The sequence below is a fragment of the Methylosinus sp. Ce-a6 genome (assembly GCF_009811655.1).
In the GTDB taxonomy this organism is placed as follows: Bacteria; Pseudomonadota; Alphaproteobacteria; order Rhizobiales; family Beijerinckiaceae; genus Methylosinus.
The window spans coordinates 182,475-201,965 of the sequence record NZ_BGJX01000002.1 but is presented as its reverse complement, the minus strand read 5'-3'; the positions used below and the strand labels follow the sequence as shown (position 1 = coordinate 201,965).

General features: G+C 67.1%; 22 protein-coding genes and 1 tRNA gene. 13 read left to right on the top strand and 10 right to left on the bottom strand.

Annotated features, from left to right (window positions below; all coding sequences use genetic code 11):
• The first annotated feature begins 29 nt into the window (after window positions 1-29).
• Window positions 30-458 carry a universal stress protein gene (locus Mspo_RS02435; RefSeq protein ID WP_159726458.1) on the top strand — a complete coding sequence of 143 codons (429 nt, stop codon included), beginning with the start codon at window positions 30-32 and terminating at the stop codon, window positions 456-458.
• A 25-nt stretch (window positions 459-483) separates the two neighbouring features.
• Here the strand turns inward: Mspo_RS02435 and Mspo_RS02430 are convergent, their stop codons facing one another.
• On the bottom strand, window positions 484-942 hold the full coding sequence (locus tag Mspo_RS02430; protein WP_159726457.1) for a hypothetical protein: 459 nt from the start codon (window positions 940-942) through the stop codon (window positions 484-486).
• A 53-nt stretch (window positions 943-995) separates the two neighbouring features.
• Window positions 996-1,487: a Spy/CpxP family protein refolding chaperone gene (locus tag Mspo_RS02425; protein ID WP_159726455.1), complete on the bottom strand. Its 492-nt coding sequence runs from the start codon at window positions 1,485-1,487 to the stop codon at window positions 996-998.
• 400 nt (window positions 1,488-1,887) lie between these two features.
• On the opposite strand from Mspo_RS02425, the gene Mspo_RS02420 reads away from it, so the two are divergent.
• Window positions 1,888-2,496, top strand: coding sequence for a transglutaminase-like cysteine peptidase (locus Mspo_RS02420; RefSeq protein ID WP_244613061.1), 609 nt, complete (start codon window positions 1,888-1,890; stop codon window positions 2,494-2,496).
• 19 nt (window positions 2,497-2,515) lie between these two features.
• Here the strand turns inward: Mspo_RS02420 and Mspo_RS02415 are convergent, their stop codons facing one another.
• Window positions 2,516-3,043 (bottom strand): gamma carbonic anhydrase family protein, encoded by a 528-nt coding sequence (locus Mspo_RS02415; protein ID WP_159726451.1) that lies wholly within the window; start codon window positions 3,041-3,043, stop codon window positions 2,516-2,518.
• A gap of 324 nt (window positions 3,044-3,367) precedes the next feature.
• Here Mspo_RS02415 and Mspo_RS02410 point away from each other — a divergent pair, with 324 nt between their 5' ends.
• Window positions 3,368-4,024, top strand: a complete 657-nt coding sequence (locus tag Mspo_RS02410; protein ID WP_159726449.1) for a hypothetical protein — start codon at window positions 3,368-3,370, stop codon at window positions 4,022-4,024.
• A 66-nt stretch (window positions 4,025-4,090) separates the two neighbouring features.
• Here the strand turns inward: Mspo_RS02410 and Mspo_RS02405 are convergent, their stop codons facing one another.
• On the bottom strand, window positions 4,091-4,486 hold the full coding sequence (locus Mspo_RS02405; protein WP_159726447.1) for a DUF3126 family protein: 396 nt from the start codon (window positions 4,484-4,486) through the stop codon (window positions 4,091-4,093).
• Window positions 4,487-4,676: 190 nt separating this feature from the next.
• Complete coding sequence (locus tag Mspo_RS02400) at window positions 4,677-5,210, bottom strand: hypothetical protein (protein WP_159726445.1); 534 nt, start codon at window positions 5,208-5,210, stop codon at window positions 4,677-4,679.
• Window positions 5,211-5,408: 198 nt separating this feature from the next.
• Here Mspo_RS02400 and Mspo_RS02395 point away from each other — a divergent pair, with 198 nt between their 5' ends.
• The 6 genes from Mspo_RS02395 to Mspo_RS02370 all read left to right on the top strand — a co-directional run bounded on the left by Mspo_RS02395 (window position 5,409) and on the right by Mspo_RS02370 (window position 11,045).
• A complete protein-coding gene (locus Mspo_RS02395; protein ID WP_159726443.1) occupies window positions 5,409-6,026 on the top strand; it encodes a DNA-3-methyladenine glycosylase I in 618 nt (205 codons plus the stop codon).
• Window positions 6,014-6,634: an HD family hydrolase gene (locus Mspo_RS02390; RefSeq protein WP_159726441.1), complete on the top strand. Its 621-nt coding sequence runs from the start codon at window positions 6,014-6,016 to the stop codon at window positions 6,632-6,634. The genes Mspo_RS02395 and Mspo_RS02390 overlap by 13 nt, the downstream gene beginning before the upstream one ends.
• Window positions 6,635-6,681: 47 nt before the next feature.
• Window positions 6,682-7,194, top strand: coding sequence for a tyrosine phosphatase family protein (locus Mspo_RS02385; RefSeq protein WP_159726439.1), 513 nt, complete (start codon window positions 6,682-6,684; stop codon window positions 7,192-7,194).
• 38 nt (window positions 7,195-7,232) lie between these two features.
• The gene (locus Mspo_RS02380) at window positions 7,233-8,231 is read left to right on the top strand and encodes an NAD regulator (protein WP_159726437.1); all 999 of its coding nucleotides are present in this window, start codon (window positions 7,233-7,235) and stop codon (window positions 8,229-8,231) included.
• A gap of 76 nt (window positions 8,232-8,307) precedes the next feature.
• Complete coding sequence (locus Mspo_RS02375) at window positions 8,308-9,090, top strand: hypothetical protein (protein WP_159726435.1); 783 nt, start codon at window positions 8,308-8,310, stop codon at window positions 9,088-9,090.
• A 320-nt stretch (window positions 9,091-9,410) separates the two neighbouring features.
• A complete protein-coding gene (locus Mspo_RS02370) occupies window positions 9,411-11,045 on the top strand; it encodes a DUF882 domain-containing protein (protein WP_244613060.1) in 1,635 nt (544 codons plus the stop codon).
• 10 nt (window positions 11,046-11,055) lie between these two features.
• On the opposite strand, the gene Mspo_RS02365 is transcribed toward Mspo_RS02370, so the two are convergent.
• On the bottom strand, window positions 11,056-11,688 hold the full coding sequence (locus tag Mspo_RS02365; protein ID WP_159726431.1) for a hypothetical protein: 633 nt from the start codon (window positions 11,686-11,688) through the stop codon (window positions 11,056-11,058).
• Between the two features lie 254 nt (window positions 11,689-11,942).
• On the opposite strand from Mspo_RS02365, the gene Mspo_RS02360 reads away from it, so the two are divergent.
• Window positions 11,943-12,242, top strand: a complete 300-nt coding sequence (locus Mspo_RS02360; RefSeq protein WP_306344916.1) for a hypothetical protein — start codon at window positions 11,943-11,945, stop codon at window positions 12,240-12,242.
• Window positions 12,243-12,321: 79 nt separating this feature from the next.
• Here Mspo_RS02360 and Mspo_RS02355 read toward each other — a convergent pair whose 3' ends face one another.
• From Mspo_RS02355 to Mspo_RS02345, 3 genes are all read right to left on the bottom strand, one after another.
• Complete coding sequence (locus Mspo_RS02355) at window positions 12,322-13,674, bottom strand: (Fe-S)-binding protein (RefSeq protein ID WP_159726427.1); 1,353 nt, start codon at window positions 13,672-13,674, stop codon at window positions 12,322-12,324.
• 135 nt (window positions 13,675-13,809) lie between these two features.
• Complete coding sequence (locus Mspo_RS02350; protein WP_159726426.1) at window positions 13,810-14,643, bottom strand: class I SAM-dependent methyltransferase; 834 nt, start codon at window positions 14,641-14,643, stop codon at window positions 13,810-13,812.
• 87 nt (window positions 14,644-14,730) lie between these two features.
• Entirely contained in the window at window positions 14,731-15,537 is an 807-nt protein-coding gene (locus tag Mspo_RS02345) for a bifunctional 2-polyprenyl-6-hydroxyphenol methylase/3-demethylubiquinol 3-O-methyltransferase UbiG (RefSeq protein WP_159726424.1), read from the bottom strand.
• Between the two features lie 165 nt (window positions 15,538-15,702).
• Between Mspo_RS02345 and Mspo_RS02340 the strand changes: the two genes are divergently transcribed.
• A complete protein-coding gene (locus Mspo_RS02340; protein ID WP_159726422.1) occupies window positions 15,703-16,374 on the top strand; it encodes a sulfate transporter family protein in 672 nt (223 codons plus the stop codon).
• Between the two features lie 170 nt (window positions 16,375-16,544).
• Here Mspo_RS02340 and Mspo_RS02335 read toward each other — a convergent pair whose 3' ends face one another.
• Window positions 16,545-17,549, bottom strand: coding sequence for a complex I NDUFA9 subunit family protein (locus Mspo_RS02335; protein ID WP_159726420.1), 1,005 nt, complete (start codon window positions 17,547-17,549; stop codon window positions 16,545-16,547).
• A gap of 186 nt (window positions 17,550-17,735) precedes the next feature.
• On the opposite strand from Mspo_RS02335, the gene Mspo_RS02330 reads away from it, so the two are divergent.
• Together Mspo_RS02330 and Mspo_RS02325 are read left to right on the top strand one after the other, a co-directional pair.
• Window positions 17,736-17,820, top strand: a tRNA-Leu gene (locus Mspo_RS02330).
• Window positions 17,821-18,091: 271 nt separating this feature from the next.
• The gene (locus tag Mspo_RS02325; RefSeq protein WP_201281607.1) at window positions 18,092-19,489 is read left to right on the top strand and encodes an RtcB family protein; all 1,398 of its coding nucleotides are present in this window, start codon (window positions 18,092-18,094) and stop codon (window positions 19,487-19,489) included.
• The last annotated feature ends 2 nt before the right edge of the window (window positions 19,490-19,491 follow it).

The window sequence follows — 19,491 nt, the reverse complement described above, 5'->3', positions numbered from 1 at the left end:
TCTTAGATCGAGTAGAGGAGGGAGCGGCCATGCATCAGAAAATTCTCATTCCACTCGATTTGACCGAACCCGAGCTGACGCGCCTCGCGCTCGACGAGGCGCTTTCCTTCGCCAAAGGCGCCGAGCAGCCGAAGCTCCGCCTCGTCAATGTGCAGTCGCTGGTGCCCGTCGCCTTCGTCGACTATATCCCGCCGAATTTCGACGAGGAGCTGCGCACCGCGGCCGAGCAGGAACTCGCCGACGTCGCCGCCAAGCTCGACTATCCTAAGAATCTGGTCACCACGGTGGTGCGCTTCGGCGCGATCTATCCGGAGGTTCTGGCGGAGGCGGAGGAATGGGGCGCCGATCTCATCGTCCTCGGCTCGCATCGGCCGGCGATGTCGACCTATCTGCTCGGCTCCAACGCCAAGACGATCGTGCGCCACGCCAAATGCTCGGTGCTGGTGGTGCGCCACTGAGGGCGGCGCGCCATTTGCGTCTAGATCAGTCCTTTCGCTCTTCCTTGGCGCGGACGCGCTCCCTCACGCATTCGCGCAAGAAGGCGCGCAGATTGGAGCGCTCCACGCCTCTCGCCGCCGCCTCCTGCCGGCACTGCTGGCGCTCGACGCGCGTCGAGACGCGGCCGAAATAGCATCGCCCCAGAAAAGTCTCGCGTTCGGGCCCGATCAGCCCGCGCTCATTGGCGCGCCCCTGGCAGGCGTGGCGGATGCGGCGCGCCTCGAATTTCGACAGGCGCTTGCGCGACGGCGCGGGCTCGCGCGCCGATTTGCCTGCGATCGGCGGGGCGCCGGGCGCGGCCTCGAGCCCCGGCGGCTTTTCGGCGCCATTGGCGGCGAAGGCGGGCGGCGCGAAGGCCGTGAGCAGGAGCGCGACGGCCAGGAGTTCCCAGCGCCCGATGCGTCGGGCGCGGCGGGCGCGCGGTGCGGCCGAAACGAGTTTCATTCATGCCTCTCGCGGCGATGGGCGGAAGAGTCTGACGTCCTGCGGCGGAAGGGCTAACCGTTCCGGTCCAAGCGAACGCCGCGACGGCGGAACAAATCACGAGCCCCGAGAACGTCGCGCGGGAGCACGCGATCCGCTATGCGCCGCTGCTCGTCGGAGAGCGAGGCGAAGAAGCTCGTCTCCGCGTCGGCGAGGGCGCGCAGATTCTCCGCGTGGCGGCTCAGCCGGTCGGCTCGGGCGCGCAGCGGCGCGCCGGGATCGCGCGGAGCGACGTCGCGATTGCGGTCGATCGCCGCGGCGACGATCGCCGCGTCGCGCTCCTGCTCCACGACATGCAATTGCTGCTGGAAGGCGGAGAACAGCCGTTCCTGCTCTCCCGAGAGGCGGAGCGCGAGCCGCCATTCCTCCATATGGGTCTCGAGCGGGCTGCTCCGTGCGACGAAGGGATTCCCCGCTGTGCGGGTGAGCGGCTCGGCGACCGGCGCGTCGGCGACGACGCAGGCGAGCAGGCTCGCCGCCAAAGCAATTGCGAAGCGCAGCAACATCCTCGTCGAACCTCGATGGAAACTCGGCCCGCGTTGCTAGGCCATCTTTGAGACGGAACCATGGCCGCCGCCGCAATTTCGTCTTTCGCTGCGGCCGAGGCAAGCCCGTTAACGATAAACCGGCCTCCACCGTTAACGAATATCGTCCCGGCGGGCAAAAACACGAGAGCCGCGGGAGGCCCCATGCGGGCGATCCGCCGCGAGATATTGCATATTTTCAACGAATTGGGAGAAAACACTAAAATTTTGCCTATTTTGGCGATGTCAAATTATACTTACAAAACATTCCATCAAATCTAAACATGTGCGACGAAAAACCGAGCTTTCCACTTACGCAGCGAGCAAAACAATAAATCTATTCTCGTCTCCACATCGGGAGGCGACGAAGATGTTGCGTAGAATGACGAGAGTGACGATGAGCGCGGCGCTGGCGGGGGCCATCTCCCTATGGGGAGCGTCGCCCGGCCAGGCGGCCTCCGAACCGCGGCTCCACGCCGCTCTCGGAGCGGAGACGAGCGTTCCTTACGGATGGCTGGATTTTTGTCATCGCTATCGCGGCGAATGCGACGTCGACGCCTCCGCGCCGCGCGACATCGATCTCACCGCGAAAGCCTATAAGGACATTCAGCGCATCAACGCCTATGTCAATCACGCGATCGAGCCCGTCTCCGACATGGAGCATTGGGGCGTCGTCGATCGATGGGACTATCCCACCGACGGCAAAGGCGATTGCGAGGACTACGCGCTGATGAAGCGCCGCTTGCTGGTCGAGCTCGGCTATCCCCGCGGCGCGCTGCTGATGACGGTGGTCAAGGAGAAGAATGGCGACGGCCATGCGATACTGACCGTGAAGACCACTCGCGGCGAATTCGTCCTCGACAATATGAGCGACGCCGTGAGGCCGTGGACCAATACGCCCTATCGTTTCGTCAAGCGGCAGTCGCAGCTCGATCAGAATATGTGGGTCGCGATCGATGATCCGAACGCTCCGCGCTTCGCGGCGCGCTGAAGGCGCGTCATGGCGACCGTCAGATCGGCTCCAGCCCTTTCGCATAGCGCTCGGCGTTCTCGACATAATGTCTCGCCGATTCGAGATGGCGCGCCAGCGCGCCCTCGTCGAGCGTGCGCACGACGCGCGCCGGCGCGCCGACGATCAGCGAATTATCGGGAAATTCCTTGTTCTCGGTGACGAGCGAATTGGCCCCGACGAGGCAGTTGCGGCCGATTTTCGCGCCATTGAGGATGGTCGCGCCCATGCCGATGAGGCTCGCCTCGCCGATCAGGCAGCCGTGCAGAATGACGCCATGGCCGATGGTGCAATCGGCGCCGATCGTCAGCGGAAAGCCCATATCGGTGTGGAGAATGCTGTTGTCCTGAATATTGGCGCGCGCGCCGATCGTGATCCATTCGTTGTCGCCGCGCAGCACGCAGCCGAACCAGATGTTGGCGTCCTCCTCTAGCTGCACGCGGCCGACGACATGAGCGTCGGGCGCAACGAAGAAGCGGCCGGAGGCCGGAAGGCGCGGCGCGACGCCGTCGAGTTTGTAGAGGGGCATGGTCCTCGTCTCCCGCGCCCCTCCGCCGGCCTCGGGGCGAGGCGCGCAGGGGCTTTGCCGGCTTTCTAGTGTCTTTTCATGCTTCATTGAAACATGAAAAGACACCAGACATCCGATCCGATTGGATCGGATTCCGGTCTAGTGGCCTGCGTCAATGAAAATGACGATGTTCGAGCCCCCTCCCCAACCCTCCCCCGCTGTCGAGTGACGCAGGCCACTAGCTTTTCTTGCTTGGAGCGAATTCTGATCGCTCGAACGATTCCGTTCGAGCGGAAAGCGCTCTAAGCTCGCCGAAGCCTCCTTCGTTCCTCTCTCCCGAGGGTCATGCGTCTCTTCCTCGTCGCGCTGGTTTTGGCGCTTCTCGCCGCTGGCGCCTATCGCCTCGTCCGAAAATCCGACGAGGCCGAGCCGGCGATCGTCGCCGCCAGCCTCGGCGACGCGCGCCTCGCCTATCCTCCCGCCTATGCGCGCGACGAATCGACGCGCTACGGCGGCGCCCTCGACCGTCTCTCCTTCATCGCCGTCGTCCCGGATTTCTCTCCGCCGCGGAAGCCCAGCGCCGATCCGCGCCGCCGCGCTTCGGAGGAGCTCGATCCGATGCGCGTCTTCGTCACCCTCTCGCCGCGCGACGAGGCGCTCGATCCCGCCGAGCGGCCCTCGCGCCTCTATGCGCGTTTTCTGGAGGGCGAAGTTTGGAGCGGGCCGGGCGGCCTGGTGATGCGCCGCTTCGAGCCGGGATCGCCTTACGAGCTCGAGCTGCTCTATCTCGCGCCGCCAGACGGCCGGGAATTCTTCGCGCGCTGCCCGCGCCGCGACGCGGGCTTCCTCGGCTCCGCGCCCTGCTTATGGGCGCTGCGCTGGAAGGGGCTCGATGTCGAAGCGCGCTTTTCCTCCGCGCTGCTGCGCGACTGGGAGGAGCTCGCGAGGGGGCTGCGCGCCTTTCTGGCCTCGATCGACGCCGCTTCGCCGCGGCCACGCTGAGACTTTCGGATTCTACCTTGTTTCCGACGCCGAACCAGCATCCGCTTCGGCTGGAAACGCGCGAGATCAGAACTCGTCGAGATCGAAGTCGAGAATGGCGATCTGCAGCGTATAGCTCTGCTGCTTGGGGTCGTCGGCGGAGATGACCCCTAGGAAATCCTCGCCGCTGTTGAGCTCTACGGAATCGGTCTTGCGGCCGCGCGGGGCGATCGTCAGCCTGTCGTTCTCGAACAGCTTGCGCAGATAGGACTGCAGCGTCTCGCGCCCGACGGGCAGCTTCATCGCGAAGGCGAAGGAGCGGTCGCCGTCCTCGTCGTCGAGGGAAATGGAGGCGATCTTGCGCTCGCCGAGGTGAACGGCCGCGTCGTCGGGGTTCTTGGGATCGGCGGTCACGCGAATCCCCTCATTGCCGAGCGACTGGCGCAAGAAGGCCTGCAGCTTCCGCAGTTCGATCTTGTCCAATTTCCGGTTCCCCCGCTTCTCGCGCTTGCTGTTGTCGCGCTTCTTGCCGAGCGCCTCGCCATCGTCTTTCGGCCCGCTGCCTGTGCCACGAAAAGCCGCCGCGCCGCAAGAGGCCGACAAGCCCGGTCACGAAAGGAAAAGCCCGGCGCGACGCGCCGGGCCTGTCGACGGTCTCGTTCTCGTCTGCGTTTCACTCGCCCTGGGCTTTGAGGCGCTTGTTGCACTCGCTCCAATATTTCGGCCAGCTGGCCTTGGGGTCGGCCTTCAGCAGCTCGGCCTTTTTCGCCTTCCATTCGGCCCCGCATTTCTTCTGCCGGGCGGCCTGGGCGGCCTTGCCCTCGGCGGGCTTGCCGGGCTTCGCCGCAGGAGCCGCGGTCGTCGGAGCCGGGGCGGGAGCGGGCGCCGGAGTCGGCGTGGCGGTGGGAGCCGGCGCGGGAGCCGGGGCGGGCTCGGGCGCCGCAGTGGGAGCGGGCGCAGGAGCAGGAGCCGGGGCCGCCGCGGCCGGCGCGGTCTCGGCGGGCTGCTCCGCGAGGCGGGCGCGGCAGGCCTTCAAAAAGTCCTGCCAGCTCTGCCCCTTCAATTCATTGGCGGCCTTGGCGGCTTGATATTGCGCGCCGCATTCCTTCAAAACATTCGCCTGCGCTTTCGCTTCACCCGCGGCCACGGCGGCCATGCCGATTGCGAGGGCGCCGGCCGCAGCGTAAGAGACGAGACGGATCGACATCAAATTTCTCCCTGGTGAGCGCCGTCGCCGATGAAGGTTCGTCGGCGCGAACGGCTCCCGACGGCCGCACTGCGAGCACGGCCTGTGCCAATTGTCTTGCATCGAGGCATGGGCCGCAAGTTCGCCTGGGCCGCAATGGGGATGTTATGAAACGCTCTTTCGGCTCAGATGGCGCGCGTCGCGCGCGAGGGAAGGGGCATGGCCGCTGCAAGAGAAAATCCGCGCGCCTGGCGCAACGCCTCGGCGCTCGTCCATCCCGATGGACTTTCGCGTTGTCCTTGGGCCGGTTACGATAAGCTCTACGTCGCCTATCACGATGAGGAGTGGGGCCGGCCGGAGCGGGATTCGCGCGCGCTCTACGAGAAGCTCGTTCTCGATGGTTTCCAGGCCGGGCTCTCGTGGATTTCCATCCTGCGTCGCCGAGAAGGGTTCCGCGCCGCTTTCGAAGGGTTCGATCCCTGTATCGTCGCGCGATTCGACGCGGCGCGCGTCGAAACTTTGATGCAAAATCAGGCAATCATCCGCAATCGCGCCAAGATCGAAGGCGCCGTCGCCTCGGCGCGCGTTTGGATCGAGATCGAGGAGCGCGTCGGATTTTCCAATTATCTCTGGGACTTCGTCGACGGCGCGCCGATCGTCAACCGCCCGCGCACGACGGCCGACGTGCCGACGCAGAGCGAAATCTCGCGCCGTCTCGCCAAGGATCTGAAAGCCCGCGGCTTCGCCTTCTGCGGCCCGACGATCGTCTACGCCTTCATGCAGGCGGTGGGCATGGTCGACGACCATCTGGCGGAGTGCCACAGATGCGCGGGATGAAGGCGGGAAAGGCCGAAGCGGCCCCCCGCGCCTGGCAGCGGATGCTGTCCGGCCGGCGGCTCGATCTGCTCGATCCTTCGCCGGTCGATGTGGAAATCGAGGATATCGCCCATGGGCTCGCCCGCGTCGCCCGCTGGAACGGCCAGACGCGCGGCCCACATATCTTCTCGGTCGCCCAGCACAGCCTCCTCGTCGAAGAGGTCGCCTGCGCCCTCGCGCCCGGGCTCGGGCGCGAGGGGCGGCTGTTCATGCTGCTCCATGACGCGCCGGAATATGTGATCGGCGACATGATCTCCCCCTTCAAAGCCGTCATCGGCGATACATACAAGAGCGTGGAGAAACGCATTCTGACGGCCATCCTGCTGCGCTTCGCTCTGCCGCCGGAGCCGGACCCCGCGCTGCTGCGCCTTTCCAAGCGGGCGGATCGCGCCGCGGCTTTTTTCGAGGCGGTGCGGCTCGCCGGCTTTACACGCGCCGAAGCCGAGCGCATCTTCGGCCGTCCGGCGCTGGCGCCCGACGTCTGCGCGCAGGCGTTGGAGCCGCTTTCGGTCGAAGCCGCGCAGCAGCGATTTCTGGCGCGTTTCGCGGCCGTCGATCGAGGCGAGTAGGGACGCATCGTGGTGAGGCGTCGAAGGTGAAACAGAGAAGGTGACTTATGGCGCGCCTCTACGTCTGTTCGCTTACGAAGGTCGTCGACACGGTGCGCGGCAGCGGCGCGCGCTCGCTCATCACCATTCTGACCGCCGGCGCCTCTCTGGCGCGCCCGAGCGAGATCGTCCCCGAGCGCCATTTGCGTCTCGCCGTCTCCGACATAGAGGCGGACAGGGAAGGCCATGTGCTCGCCAATTGCGAGCATATCGAGAATCTTCTCGCCTTCGCCGCCGCCTGGGACCGGCGCGAGCCGCTGGTCATCCATTGCTACGCCGGCGTCAGCCGCTCGCCGGCCGCGGCCTTCATTCTGGCCTGCGCGCTCGCGCCGCAGCGGGCTGAGGCGGAGCTCGCGCGCGAGCTGCGCCGCGCCTCGCCCACCGCCACGCCCAACCGCCGTCTCGTCGCGCTCGCCGACCGCATTCTCTCGCGCGAGGGCCGCATGACGGCGGCCATCGCCGAGATCGGCCGCGGCGCCGACTGCTACGAAGGCGCGCCCTTTGCGCTCGAGCTCGCCTGACGCCCATTCCATGACGAGCTTCCCATAACGAGCCGCCCGTGACGAGCTTCGACCATCCGCGCGAGCCGGAGGGACCGCTGCCGGTCGGCATCGGCCTCACCGCCGCGATCGTCGCCGTGCAGGAGGACGAGCCGCTCATCCTCACCGTCGCCGCCTCCGGCGAGGACGCGCGCGCCGCGCTTCCCTCCGGCCCTTTCGACCCCGTCCATCACCGCACTTTCGAGATCGGCCTGCGCGCCTGGGTCGCCGAGCAGACCGGCATGACGCTCGGCTATGTCGAGCAGCTCTATACTTTCGGCGACCGCGGCCGCCACGCCCGCGCCGGCGACCGCGATCCGCATGTCGTCTCGGTCGGCTATCTGGCGCTGACCCGCATCGCCGACGGGCAGGCGGGCGACATTCGCGGCTTTCGCAGCTGGTACGAATTCTTCCCCTGGGAGGATTGGCGCGGCGGCCGGCCCGAGCTGATGGAGACGACGATATTGCCAGGCCTCTCGGCCTGGGTGGAGGAGGCGCCGGACGCGCGCTCCTCCTCGGGGCTGAGGCGCCGCGATCGCGTCAATCTTCTGTTTCGCCCGCAAGGCAGGAGCCTCGACGAGGAGAATGCGCTCGAGCGCTACGAGCTGCTCTATGAGGCGGGCCTCGTCGAGGAGGCCTGGCGCGACGGCCGCGAGGCGGCTCTGAAGCGCGGCGCCAAGCCGCCGCCGCTCGGCGCGCCGATGCAGCACGATCATCGCCGCATTCTCGCCACCGCCATGGGCCGGCTGCGCGCCAAGATGAAATACCGCCCGGTGATCTTCGAGCTGATGCCGCCGACCTTCACTTTGACCGAGCTGCAACGCACGGTGGAGGCGATCGCCGGCCGCCATCTGCACAAGCAGAATTTCCGCCGTCTGGTGGAGACCTCCGCCGCCGTCGAGCCGACGGGGGGAGTGTCATTGAAGACCGGGGGCCGGCCCGCCGCGCTTTTTCATTTTCGCCGCAATGTCTTGCAAGAACGTCCTGCGCCGGGGCTGAGGGTCGGCATCAAAGGATGATCCGTTTTTAAGAGACTATTCACCATGACATGGTGAATTTTCTCGAATGGACATCGGTCGAGCGTAGGGGTGTTGCTTGGGTTATCTGTCGCCGCCGCCCGCTCCGGCGCCGGTCGTCGTCTATAAGGACGTGGGCGGCCTCGTCTCGGAGTATCAGGCGCAAACGGAAATCTATCGCCGCGAGGGGCGCGAGGTTCGTCTGCACGAATGCCGCTCCGCCTGCACGCTGGCGCTTAGCCTTCCCAATGTCTGCGTCTATCCGGACTCGCTGGTCAAATTCCATCTGGCCTATAACGCCATCGACCGCCAGACCGACGCCGGCGTCTCCGCCGAGCTCTTCAACTCCTATCCCGTCGCCGTCCGCGACCGGCTCGGCCATCTCACCCGCCAATATCGCGTGCTCACCGGTAATGAGCTGATCTCGCTCGGCGTTCGCAATTGCAACGGCGGCGACCGGACGATGATCGCCTCGGCCGGTCGCGGCGAGCGCGGCGCCCGGACGGTCGCCTCCGTCGCTCCCGCGTCCGATCCGCTCGGCGAGCTCGCTCAGAAAGTGCGTGGCGCCGTGTCGCAGGCATTCGCCGATCCTGCTTCGCCGCCGCAGCGGCCGATCCGCCTCGCTCTCGCGGAGCGCGATCGGCTCGCGGCGACCGGAGCCGTCGATCCGATGACGACGGCCTCCATCCGTCCCGACGGCGCCGCGCCCGCCGAGGCGCCGCAGCCGCCGCGCCGCCCGTCCGCGCTCGCCTTCGCCAGTCGCGACGCCGCGCCGGCGCCCGCGCCGCGCATCCCCGGCGGCCAGCCCATTCTCGCTTCCGGCGCCTTCGTCCTGCCGCTCACGGCCACGGCGCCGCATTGACTTTCAACCTGAACTCGACATTGTGACGCAACAGCGGCCGGGCCATTTTTCGCCATCATGTCGAAATAGCGTCCTTCGCTTAAGGCGAAACTGATTCGCCCGTCGCAGAAGAAACCGCGTCCGGCGGCGTTTCAGGCGCCGGCAGGGCGAAGCCGTGATCGATCGTCGGCGCGTTCGGCGTTCGCGTCCTGGAATTCCTCGTCGGGCCTCTCGCCCGTCGACCAGCGGAAAGAACAGACGTTTTGCACGATTGTCGGGAAGGCGCGCCTCTCCTCTCACGACGGTCTATCGCGCGGCTCGCGAGCGCCGTCGCGGCGCTGATGACAGCGTTGGCTCCGTCCTTCACCGAAGATGCGGTCGCCAATGGCGAGACGCGCACGCTCTATCTCTTCCACAGCCACACCAAAGAGCAGATCGCCGCGACCTATCTGGTCAATGGCCGCTACGACCCGTCCGTGCTGGAGCAGTTGAACTGGTTCCTGCGCGATTGGCGCCGCGACGAGCCGACCAAAATGGACCCGCGTCTCTTCGACGTCGTGTGGGAGGCCTATCGGCAGGCCGGCGCGACCGATCCGGTCCATGTCGTCTCCGCCTATCGCTCGCCGGAGACCAACGCCATGCTGCGCCGCCGCTCGCGCGCCGTGGCGAAATATTCGCAGCACATGCTCGGCAAGGCGATGGACACCACCATGCCCGGCATGTCCATGGAGCAGATCCGCGAGATCGGCATGCGTATGCAGCGCGGCGGCGTCGGCTATTATCCGACCGCCGGCACGCCTTTCGTGCATCTCGACGTCGGCGGCGTGCGCTCCTGGCCGCGCATGAGCTATGAGCAGCTCTCACGTCTGTTCCCGGACGGCAAGACCGTGCATCTGCCGGCCAATAATCAGCCGCTGGCGCGCTATGAGGAGGCCAAGGCCGAGATCGAGGCGCGCGGCAACGGCGCCTATGTGCCGGCCGTCGAGCGCCAGAGCAAGGGGCTGTTCGCCATGCTGTTCGGCGGCGGCGAGGAGGACGAGGACAGCGCGGTCGCAGCGGCTCCGCCGCCCGCTCCCCGCAGGCAATGGGCGTCGCTGGCGCCGCGCCGCTCGGGCCGTATCTCCGCCGAGGAGGAGGGCGCCGAGGCCGAGACGCCGAGCCGTCGCGAGCAGGAGCGCATCGTTTCGGCCGAGCGCGATCTGCCGCGCGGCGAGACCCAGCTGCGCGCCGGCCCCGCCGAGCCCCCCGTTGTGACGAGATCGGTGGAGCGGGGGCGGCCGACCGCCCTCGCGTCGCTCGACATTTCGGCCGCGGAGGCGAAGATCGACGGGAAGCTCGACGCAGCGCTCGCCGCGCCGCTGCCGCCCCGTCGGCCCATGTTTCTCTCGCTCGCGGGAGCGCCGCTGCCGCCGGCGAAGCCGAGCGAGCTCACGGCGCTGGCGAGCCTTCCGGCCGCCGCTCCGCCCGCGCGTCGGGCCGGCGGCGCCCTCGCCAGCCTCATCGATCTGAGCTCCGCCGGCCTGCGCGGCGGCGTCTCGGAGGAGGCGCGCAACATTCCGCAACCGTCGGCCGCGCATCTCGCGATCCCGGCCGTCGCCAAGCCGGAACCGCTGCTCGCTTATGCGTCCTCCGCCGCCCAATCCCTTCCCTATGAGAAGACGTCCGGCGAGCCGGCGGCCGCATCGCCGGACATGCGGATTTCCGCCGCCAGGCCGCCGGCGGCCAAACCCGCCGCGCCCAAGGTGGAGCTGGTGCCGGCGCGTCTCGACCGCTCGAATTTCCAGGCGCTGACGACGGGTGTCTCGGCGAGTCGCCTGCCCGGCGGCGGCGTGTTCGGAACCACTTTCGCCGCGCCGCGCTCCGCCGCCCGCGCCGACGCCGGACTGTTCTCGTCCTCGACGGCCAGCGGACAGGCGCAGGCCTTCGCCGGCCAAACGGCGATTCTGCCGACGGATCGCTTCGTTTCGCTGCGCTGAGCGCCCCTCGTCAGTCCTTTATCTCGGTCTGGATCGTGAAAATGTCATAGGGCGGGGCCGCCTCGCCATTGGCGAAGGGCTCCGCCTCGCCGATCGCGCCATCGGGCGAGACGGAGCGGCGGACCATGCCGCCGATCGCGCCGCCATAGACATGGATCGCGATCGAAATCTCATCCGCCCGCGCATTGGCGAGCGCCGTCTCGCCGCCCGCCTTGGAGAGCCGCGCTTCGACCGCGCCTTTCTCGAGCGCGCCGACGTGCTGCGATCCCGCGGGAAGCCGCCGCGCCACCGCGCCGCGCAAAACGCCCGCGATCTCCCAGACGCCCTGCTGCTCGAGCGCGAGGCCCGCGCCGGGCGCGAGCACGGAGGCGACGACGGCGAAGCGCTCCTCCCCGTCGCTGTAGAGCTGGAACTGCCGTCCGCGCGCAGGCAGGGCGACCGCGAAAACCATCGGAAGGCAGTCGTCGCTCACGACGAGGCGGGTCATCAGGTCGCGGCCGATGAGGAGGATCTCCCGCTCGCTGTCGGCGAGCTCGACCATGGACTGAATGTCCCAGATGAATCGCTTGAGCGCCGGCGGAACCGGGCCTCTCTCGCTGGTCGGCGGGGCGGCTTCGGCCGCATCGGTCGTTGTGGTCGTCATCGCTCTTCAAAAATGCAAGCGACGCGCCATGCGGCGAGCACTAGAGCGTTTCCAGCCGAAGTGGACGCCGATTCGGCGTCGGAAACGCGTCAAAACAAAAGCCTAGAGTCTTTCCGTGTTTCAATGAAACACGGAAAGACTTTAAGCGCCGCGATCTGGCGCCGCAATTGATTTCGGATCTTTCGCGCCTCTTTCGGCGCGATGGAGCCGGGCCGGTGATAAAGGACTATATTCCTGAGTTGAGCGAGGTCCGCATGGTCCGTCGCGCGCCGGAGCGGCCTTTCGCGCTCAATGCGACCGACGCTCGCTATGTCGAAGCCTGTCTGCGGGAGTTCGAGGCGGCCTTCGGCCTCGACGCTTTTCCGGGCGTCGCTTTCGCGGAAATCCCCGGGCGCGCGCTGATCGGCCGTTTCATCGACTGGTGGCGCGGCCTCGATCCCGAGGGCGAAGCGCAGCAGAACGCCCATTCGCGCCTGCCGGGCGCGATCCGCCTGCTCGACACGGTGTCGGCGCTGATGGAGGAGCTTTCCCAGCGGGGCGCGGGCGAGCGCTGAGACGGCGACGTTCAAAACTGTCCGATAGCCGACAAAGCCAGGACGGTTGCGTGCGAGGCGAGCCTTCAGGCTCGCCCTCTCAACGCGCCGCCAGCGCGTCCCGGAGCACCAGCGCGATATGGCGCGCCCTGCGGCCGCTGCCATGCTCGATCTGATGGCGGCAGGAGAAGCCATTGGCGATGAGCGGCGTTTCCGGCGCGGAGCCGCGCACGGCGGGCAGCAGCGAGAGATCGGCCATTTTCATCGAGGTCTCGTAATGCTCGGCCTCGAGGCCGAAGCTGCCGGCCATGCCGCAGCAGCTCGTCTCGATAATGTCGAAGGAGAAGCCCGGAATCCAGCCCAGCACTTTTTTCGTCGCCTTCATCGCGCCGAAGGCTTTCTGATGGCAATGGCCATGCACCAGCGCCTTGGGCAGGTCGAGCGGCTTCAGCGAAAGGCGCAGGCCGTTGTTCTGATATTCGCGGGCGAGGAATTCCTCGAGCAGATAGAGCTGCTTGCCGAGATCGCCGACTTCCGGCCCGAGCCCGAGGCTGTAGAGCTCGTCGCGCAGCGACAACAGGCAGGAGGGCTCGAGGCCGATGATCGGCGTCTTGGCGGCGATCTCGTCGCGGAAGGCGGCGAGCACGCGCTCCGCCTCGCCGCGCGCCTTCTTCACCATGCCGGTGGTGAGATAAGTGCGGCCGCAGCAGAGCGGCCGGTCGGGCTCGGAATCGGTCGGCGCGGGCTTGGCGATGCGCACGCCATACCCGGCGCGCTCCAGCACCTCGACGGCGGCCTCCGCGACATGCGGATCGAAGTGATGACAGAAAGTGTCGACGAAGAGAATCACCTCGCCGCGCGCGCCGGCGCCGGCCGTCGGGGCGGAACGCGCGAAGGCCGCGGGAGCGGGCTCCGGAATGGGGCGGCGGGCCGTGATCCCGAGCCACTTTTCGGCGAGCTTGGACAGAAAGCCCGAGCGATTGCGCAGCCGAATGGCGAAGCGCAGCAGCGCGCGATGGCGCCCCGTCCATTCCGGAACGCCGCCGAAGAGGCGCAGGCGCTTCGGCACGCCGACGATCTCGTGTCGCTGGGCGAGATATTCGGTCTTGATCAGCGTCATATCGACGGCGCTGGGACATTCCTTCTTGCAGGCCTTGCAGGAGACGCAGAGGTCCATCGCCTCGTCGAGGCGCGGATCGGCGAAGGCGCGCTCGTCGGACCCGTCATTGAGCGCGGCCTTGAAGGCGGCGACGCGCGCCTCTGTGGAATGCTTGACCTCGCCGGTGACGCGATAGCTCGGGCACATCACGCCCTTGCCGGACTTCTGACAGTCGCGGCTGTGCATGCAAACGGCCACCGCCTTGGCGTAATTGCCGCCCGTCGCCGGAATGCCGGAATAGGCGTCGCCGATGCCGTAAGTGTCGTACGCCGACCAGTCGAGAAACGTCTTCATGCCGCCCGTGCTTTAGAGGGGTGGGTCGTGAGATGGTGAGTGGCGAGTAGATTTGGCTGGGCCGTCTACTCGCCACTCACCATCTCACCCCTCACTCTCCCGCCTTCGGGCGGCATGAAAGCAATATTCGCGCCGTCAGGAGGCGGCGGGGGCCTCTTCGGCCGGCGCCGCGGCTTCCTCGGCGGGCGCGGGAGCGGCGGGCTTGCGGCCATAGGTGATGATCCACAGGCCGGCGCGCACCTGCTCGATCGCCTCATAGCCGGCGCGCGTAAAATAGGTCTCGAGCTCCTGCGGCGTCGAGGTCTTGCTGATCTGCGCCGGCCGCTCAAGCGGCGGCACCGCGCAATGCTCCTCGAAGAATTTCCAGCCGAGATCGGAGGTGATGTCGACATTGTCGACGAGCATGCGTCCGCCCGGCCGCAGAATGCGGAAGCCTTCCTTGATATAGCTGTAGCGATCCCACTCCTCGAGATGCATGAAGACGACCGTGCTGTAGACGACGTCGACGGAGGCGTCCGGCACGGCGGAGAGGTCGAAGCCGCTGCTCGCCACGGTGCGCACATTGTCGAAAGAAGCGAGCCGCTGGCGAATATGGCCGAGCATGTTCTCGGCGACGTCGACGCCGATCCATTCCTTGCAGATCGGCGCGAGGGCCGCGCCGACGCGGCCGACGCCGGCGCCGATCTCCAGCACCACATCGTCCGGCCCGACGCCCACGAAGGAGGTGAGCATGTCGCGCGTGCCCTCGCCCATCTGCCGATACAGATCTTCGTCGATATAGCCGCTGACGGCCATTTTCGCGTCGTTTTCGGAGACCGAGACGGAGTTCCAGATGGTCTTGTATTGACTGCGGTTGAGCTTGACGTGTTCGACCGGGAGCGGCTCGTTCTTCAACCCGACGAGGGAGCGAAGCGCGCGCAAGATGCGTCTGCCGATGGGGAGCCGCTTGGCGTTGTCCTGAATGCTCATACCATTCCTCTGTGAAGAGACGCCCGCTCGCGCGTTTTTGGCTCGAGCGCGCGCCTGTCGGATCAGGCGACGAAATCTCTGGCCGTCTCAGCCGGCGGCGCGGCTTCGTCTGGCGAATACGGAAAAGGTCGGAAGGACATTGACTGCGCGTCCGGGGTCGTCGGCGTGCACCGCGATCTCGCAATAGCCGAGCGCCCGGAGCACGGCGAGAATATCGTCCTTGTGCATCCAATTGGGGAAATCCATCGCGCCTCCGCAAAAGGCGACGCTGCGATCGCCATAGCCGCGCCTATAGAGACGCACGTCCATGCCCTCGAATCGCTCGACCGAACTGTGTTCGAGGCTGTCGTCCTCGACCATGACCGTCCACAGATAGATCGCATCGGCGCGTTCCGACATGGCGCGCAGCAGCCGCAAGGGCTCGCGCATGTGATAGAGCACGCCGCTCGCGACGATGAGATCATAGCGCTCGTCGGTCTGCTCGAGCCATTGCACGAAATCGCCGAGATAGAAGCGGGTGTTGGGAAAATCGAGAATTTCCCGCGTCACCAGACACTTCAAAAAGGCGAGCCGGTTCGCCTCCACCGCGTCCACATGCGCGCCCGCGCTCGCCAGCATATAGGTGTGCGCCGCCTCCAGCGGGCCGAGCTCCAGCGCCTTGCGACCGGTGAGATCGCCGTAGCGCTCGATGGCCCAGGTGATGCGCGGATCGTGAAAGGCCGGCAGCCGGCCGGCGGTGAGGCCGTATTCGACTGGAAAATGACAGTTCCAGCCCGGAATCGCGTCGACGGCGTTCTGAAAGGACGGCGCGCGCGTCTCCTCGCCCGAAAACAGATCGGAGATCGGAACCTCCTCGGAGCGGGGGCGCCGTCTGAACCAATGTCGTCCAATCAATGCCGAGACCTCGCCTTTCGAATCCGGGCCGCCCGTGCCCCTAGCACAAATTCCCCGACGGCGCCCGCCTGCGCCGCCGCCTCGCATCTTCGCGCGCGACCAGCGCGGCTTGCGCCCGCGGCCGCATCCCCCCATGTTGACGGCGACTTTCGCCTCGGAGCCCTCATGCTGCAAGCCGCCCTGGACGCCGTCCGTCAAATCTTCTCGCCGCCCTTCCGCAATGTCCTGCTCAAGAGCCTCGGCCTGACATTCGTCCTGCTGGCGCTCGCCTGGGCGGGGCTCGACCGGCTGGCGCTCTCCTTTCTCACCGCCGACAATTATTGGGTGCGGACGATCGTTTCCTTCGCGACCGGCGCCGGGCTCGTCCTCGGCCTCGCCTTTCTCATCGCGCCGATCTCCGTTCTCGTCGCCGGATTTTTCCTCGACGATCTCGCAGATATCGTCGAAACGGGGATCGATCCGCACGGGCCGCGCGGCCGCCCGCTGCCGGCCGGTCAGGCGATGGTCATGGCGCTGCGCTTCGCGCTGGTCTCGGCGGGCGTCAATCTCGTCGCGCTTTTGTTGCTGCTCGTGCCGGGCGTCAACGCCATCGTCTTCGTGCTCGCCAACGCCTATTTGTTCGGCCGGGAATATTTCGCCTTCGCGGCGACGCGTTATCGCTCGCTCGCGGAAGCCCGCGAATTGACCCGCCGCCATGCGACGACGCTGTTTCTCGCGGGCCTGTTCATCGCCGGCTTCGTCGCCGTGCCGGGGCTCAATCTGTTCACCCCGCTGTTCGGCGTCGCCTTCATGGTGCGTATGCACAGGATGCTGGCCGTCCCGCCGGCCCGCGCTTGACGCGTTCGGCGTCCGGAAACGCGTCAAAACAAAAGCCAAGAGCGTTTCCAGCCGAAGTGGACGCCGGTTCGGCGTCCGGAAGCGCGTCAAAACAAAAGCCGAGAGTCTTTCCGTGCTTCAATGAACCATGGAAAGACTCCGAAGCGCGGGCGCGCTGACGGCGGCGCGGCTCAGGCGAGCCGCTGCGCCTGATACTGGCCGGTCTTGCGGAAGCGGTAGAGATAGGAGGGGACGATCGCCTCGATCGCCGTCGGCGTGACGCCCAGCCCCTCCAGCGTCAGCCCGGCCGCCTTGGCCTCGGCGGAGACGACATTGTCATGGCGCAGCATCTCCACCTGATCGACGGTCGTCGTCAGCAGGCTCGGGAAGAGGCCGAGCGTCAGCCCGTGCAGCGTCTGCGTGACGCGCGCGACGAGCGCCCCGGTCGCGAAGGAGAGCGGCAGAATCTTGACGTCGCGCTCGGCGACTTTCAGCGCATATTCGACGATCTCGCGGAAGGTCCTCACCTCCGGGCCGCCGAGCTCATAGGTCGCGCCGGCCTTTGCGCGGCCGTCGACTGCGAGCGCCACGGCGCGCGCCACATCGCCCACATAGACCGGCTGGAAGCGGGTCGCCTCGCCGATGATGGGCTCGACCGGCAGATAGCGCGCGATCGCCGCGAAACGGTTGAAGAGCTGATCCTCCGGGCCGAAGACGACGGAGGGGCGCAAGATCACCGCGCCGGGGAAAGCGGCGCGAATCGCCTCCTCGCCCTCCGCCTTGGTGCGGGCGTAGACGGAACGGGAATTCTTATCCGCGCCGATGGCCGAGATATGGACGAGATGCTTCGCGCCCGCCGCGACGGCGGCCTCGGCGACGGCCTTCGCGCCTTGCGCATGGAGGCTCGAGAATTTCTGCTTGCCGCCCTCGGCCAGCACGCCGACCAGATTGACGACGGCCTCGGCCCCGCGCACGGCGGCGGCGACAGAAGCCGGATTGCGCAGATTGGCCTGCACGGGGAAGATCTGCCCGACCTTGCCCAGCGGTTGCAGGAAGAAGGCGAGGTCCGGCCGGCGGCAGGCGACGCGCACGCGCCATCCGTCCCGCGCGAGCGCCGCCACCACATGGCGCCCGATGAATCCCGACCCGCCGAACACCGTCACGAGCCGCCCGGTCTCGTTCACATCTGCGCTCATTCTTCGCCCCACGCCGAATTAAGGTCGAATTGCCGGGGCGCCAGAGGAAATCGCCCCGTTTCCGGCGGATGCTCTAGCGCGATTTGGCCGGAAAGGGAATGCGCCGGCAAGCGTGAGCGAGACGTGACAGCGGCGTGACGTTCCGCCATTGACAAGCCGCGCATCCGCCTCGTAAGAGAGCGCCGGGCCCAGGTGGCGGAATTGGTAGACGCGCTGGTTTCAGGTACCAGTGGTGAAAGCCGTGGAGGTTCGAGTCCTCTCCTGGGCACCAGTCATCTCATACGCGCCACTTCTCTCTCGGGCGCCCGTCATCCGAGTCGGCAGGCGATCGGCGAGATGCGCTCCGCCGAGGCCGAGCTTAAACCCTTCCGGCTTCGGCTCGCGTCCCGCCCCTCCTCGTCGTAAACCGAGCGACGACGCCTCCGCGCCGCGATCTTGTCGCGCTCCGCATCCTCTTTCGCCGGCCCTGCGCTAAATGTCGCGACGACGGCGCGAGGGACGCAAAGACGATGGATGTGTCGCGTTTCGAAAAAATCTCGGACATGGAATGGCGTATCGCGCCTCGCGGGGCGATGCGCGCGCCGGGAATCGTCTTCGCGACCGAGGCGCTCCTCGCCGAGATGGACGACAAGGTCTTCGAGCAGGTCGCCAATGTGGCGAAGCTCCCTGGAATCGTGCGCGCCTCCTACGCCATGCCGGACGCGCATTGGGGCTATGGCTTTCCGATCGGCGGCGTCGCCGCATTCGATCCGGAGGCGGGCGGAGTGGTCTCGGCCGGCGGCGTCGGCTTCGACGTGTCCTGCGGCGTCCGCCTGCATCCGACCGGCCTCTCCCGGGCGAGGATCGTCGCCGTTCAGCAGCAGCTCGCCGACGCGCTCTACGCCCATATTCCCGCCGGCGTCGGCTCGACGGGGACATTCGCGCTCGCGCCCGAGGAGATGGACGAAATGCTCGCGGGCGGCGCGCAATGGGCGCTCGCGCAGGGCTTCGGACGCCCAGAGGATCTGGAGCGCATAGAGGAGGGCGGCCGCGTCGAAGGCGCGGAGCCGGCCGCCGTCTCCGATCAGGCCAAGAAGCGCCAGCGCCGCGAGATGGGCACGCTCGGTTCCGGCAACCACTATCTCGAAGTGCAGGAGGTCGCCGAGATTTTCGACGCGGAAAAGGCCGCGGTCTTCGGCTTGCGGCCCGGCGAATGCTGTCTCGCCATCCATTGCGGCTCGCGCGGGCTCGGCCATCAGATCGGCACGGAATATTTGCGCGAGATGGTTCTGGCCGCCGATTCTCACGGGATCGAGCTGCCCGACCGCGAGCTCGCCTGCGCGCCGATCCGATCGGAGCTCGGCCGCCGCTATCTCGGCGCGATGCGCGCGGCGATAAATTGCGCACTCGCCAATCGCCAGATCATCGGCCATCTGACGCGCGAAATCTTCGCCCGCTTCTTTCCCGAAGCCGAGTTGCCGCTGATGTTCGACGTGTCGCACAACACCTGTAAGCCGGAGCCGCACGAGGTCGACGGGAAGATGCGGGAATTGTTCGTGCATCGCAAAGGCGCGACGCGCGCTCTGGGGCCGGGCGCGCCGGGCCTTCCGGCGGCGCTCGCGGCGGCCGGCCAGCCGGTGCTGATCGGCGGCAGCATGGGGACAGGCTCCTATGTTCTGGCCGGCGCGGCGACGAGCGAAGCGAAATCCTTCTCCTCCGCTTGCCATGGCGCCGGCCGGCGCATGAGCCGCCATGCGGCGACGCGCGCCTTCGGCGGCCGGCAGATCGTCGATCGGCTGCGGGCCGAGGGCGTCATCGTCGAGAGCCCGTCGCTGCGCGGCGTCGCCGAGGAAGCGCCGGCCGCCTATAAGGATGTCGGCGCCGTCGTCGACTGCGCCGAGGCCGCCGGCCTCGCGAAAAAGGTCGCATTCCTGCGGCCGCTCATTTGCGTGAAGGGGTGAGC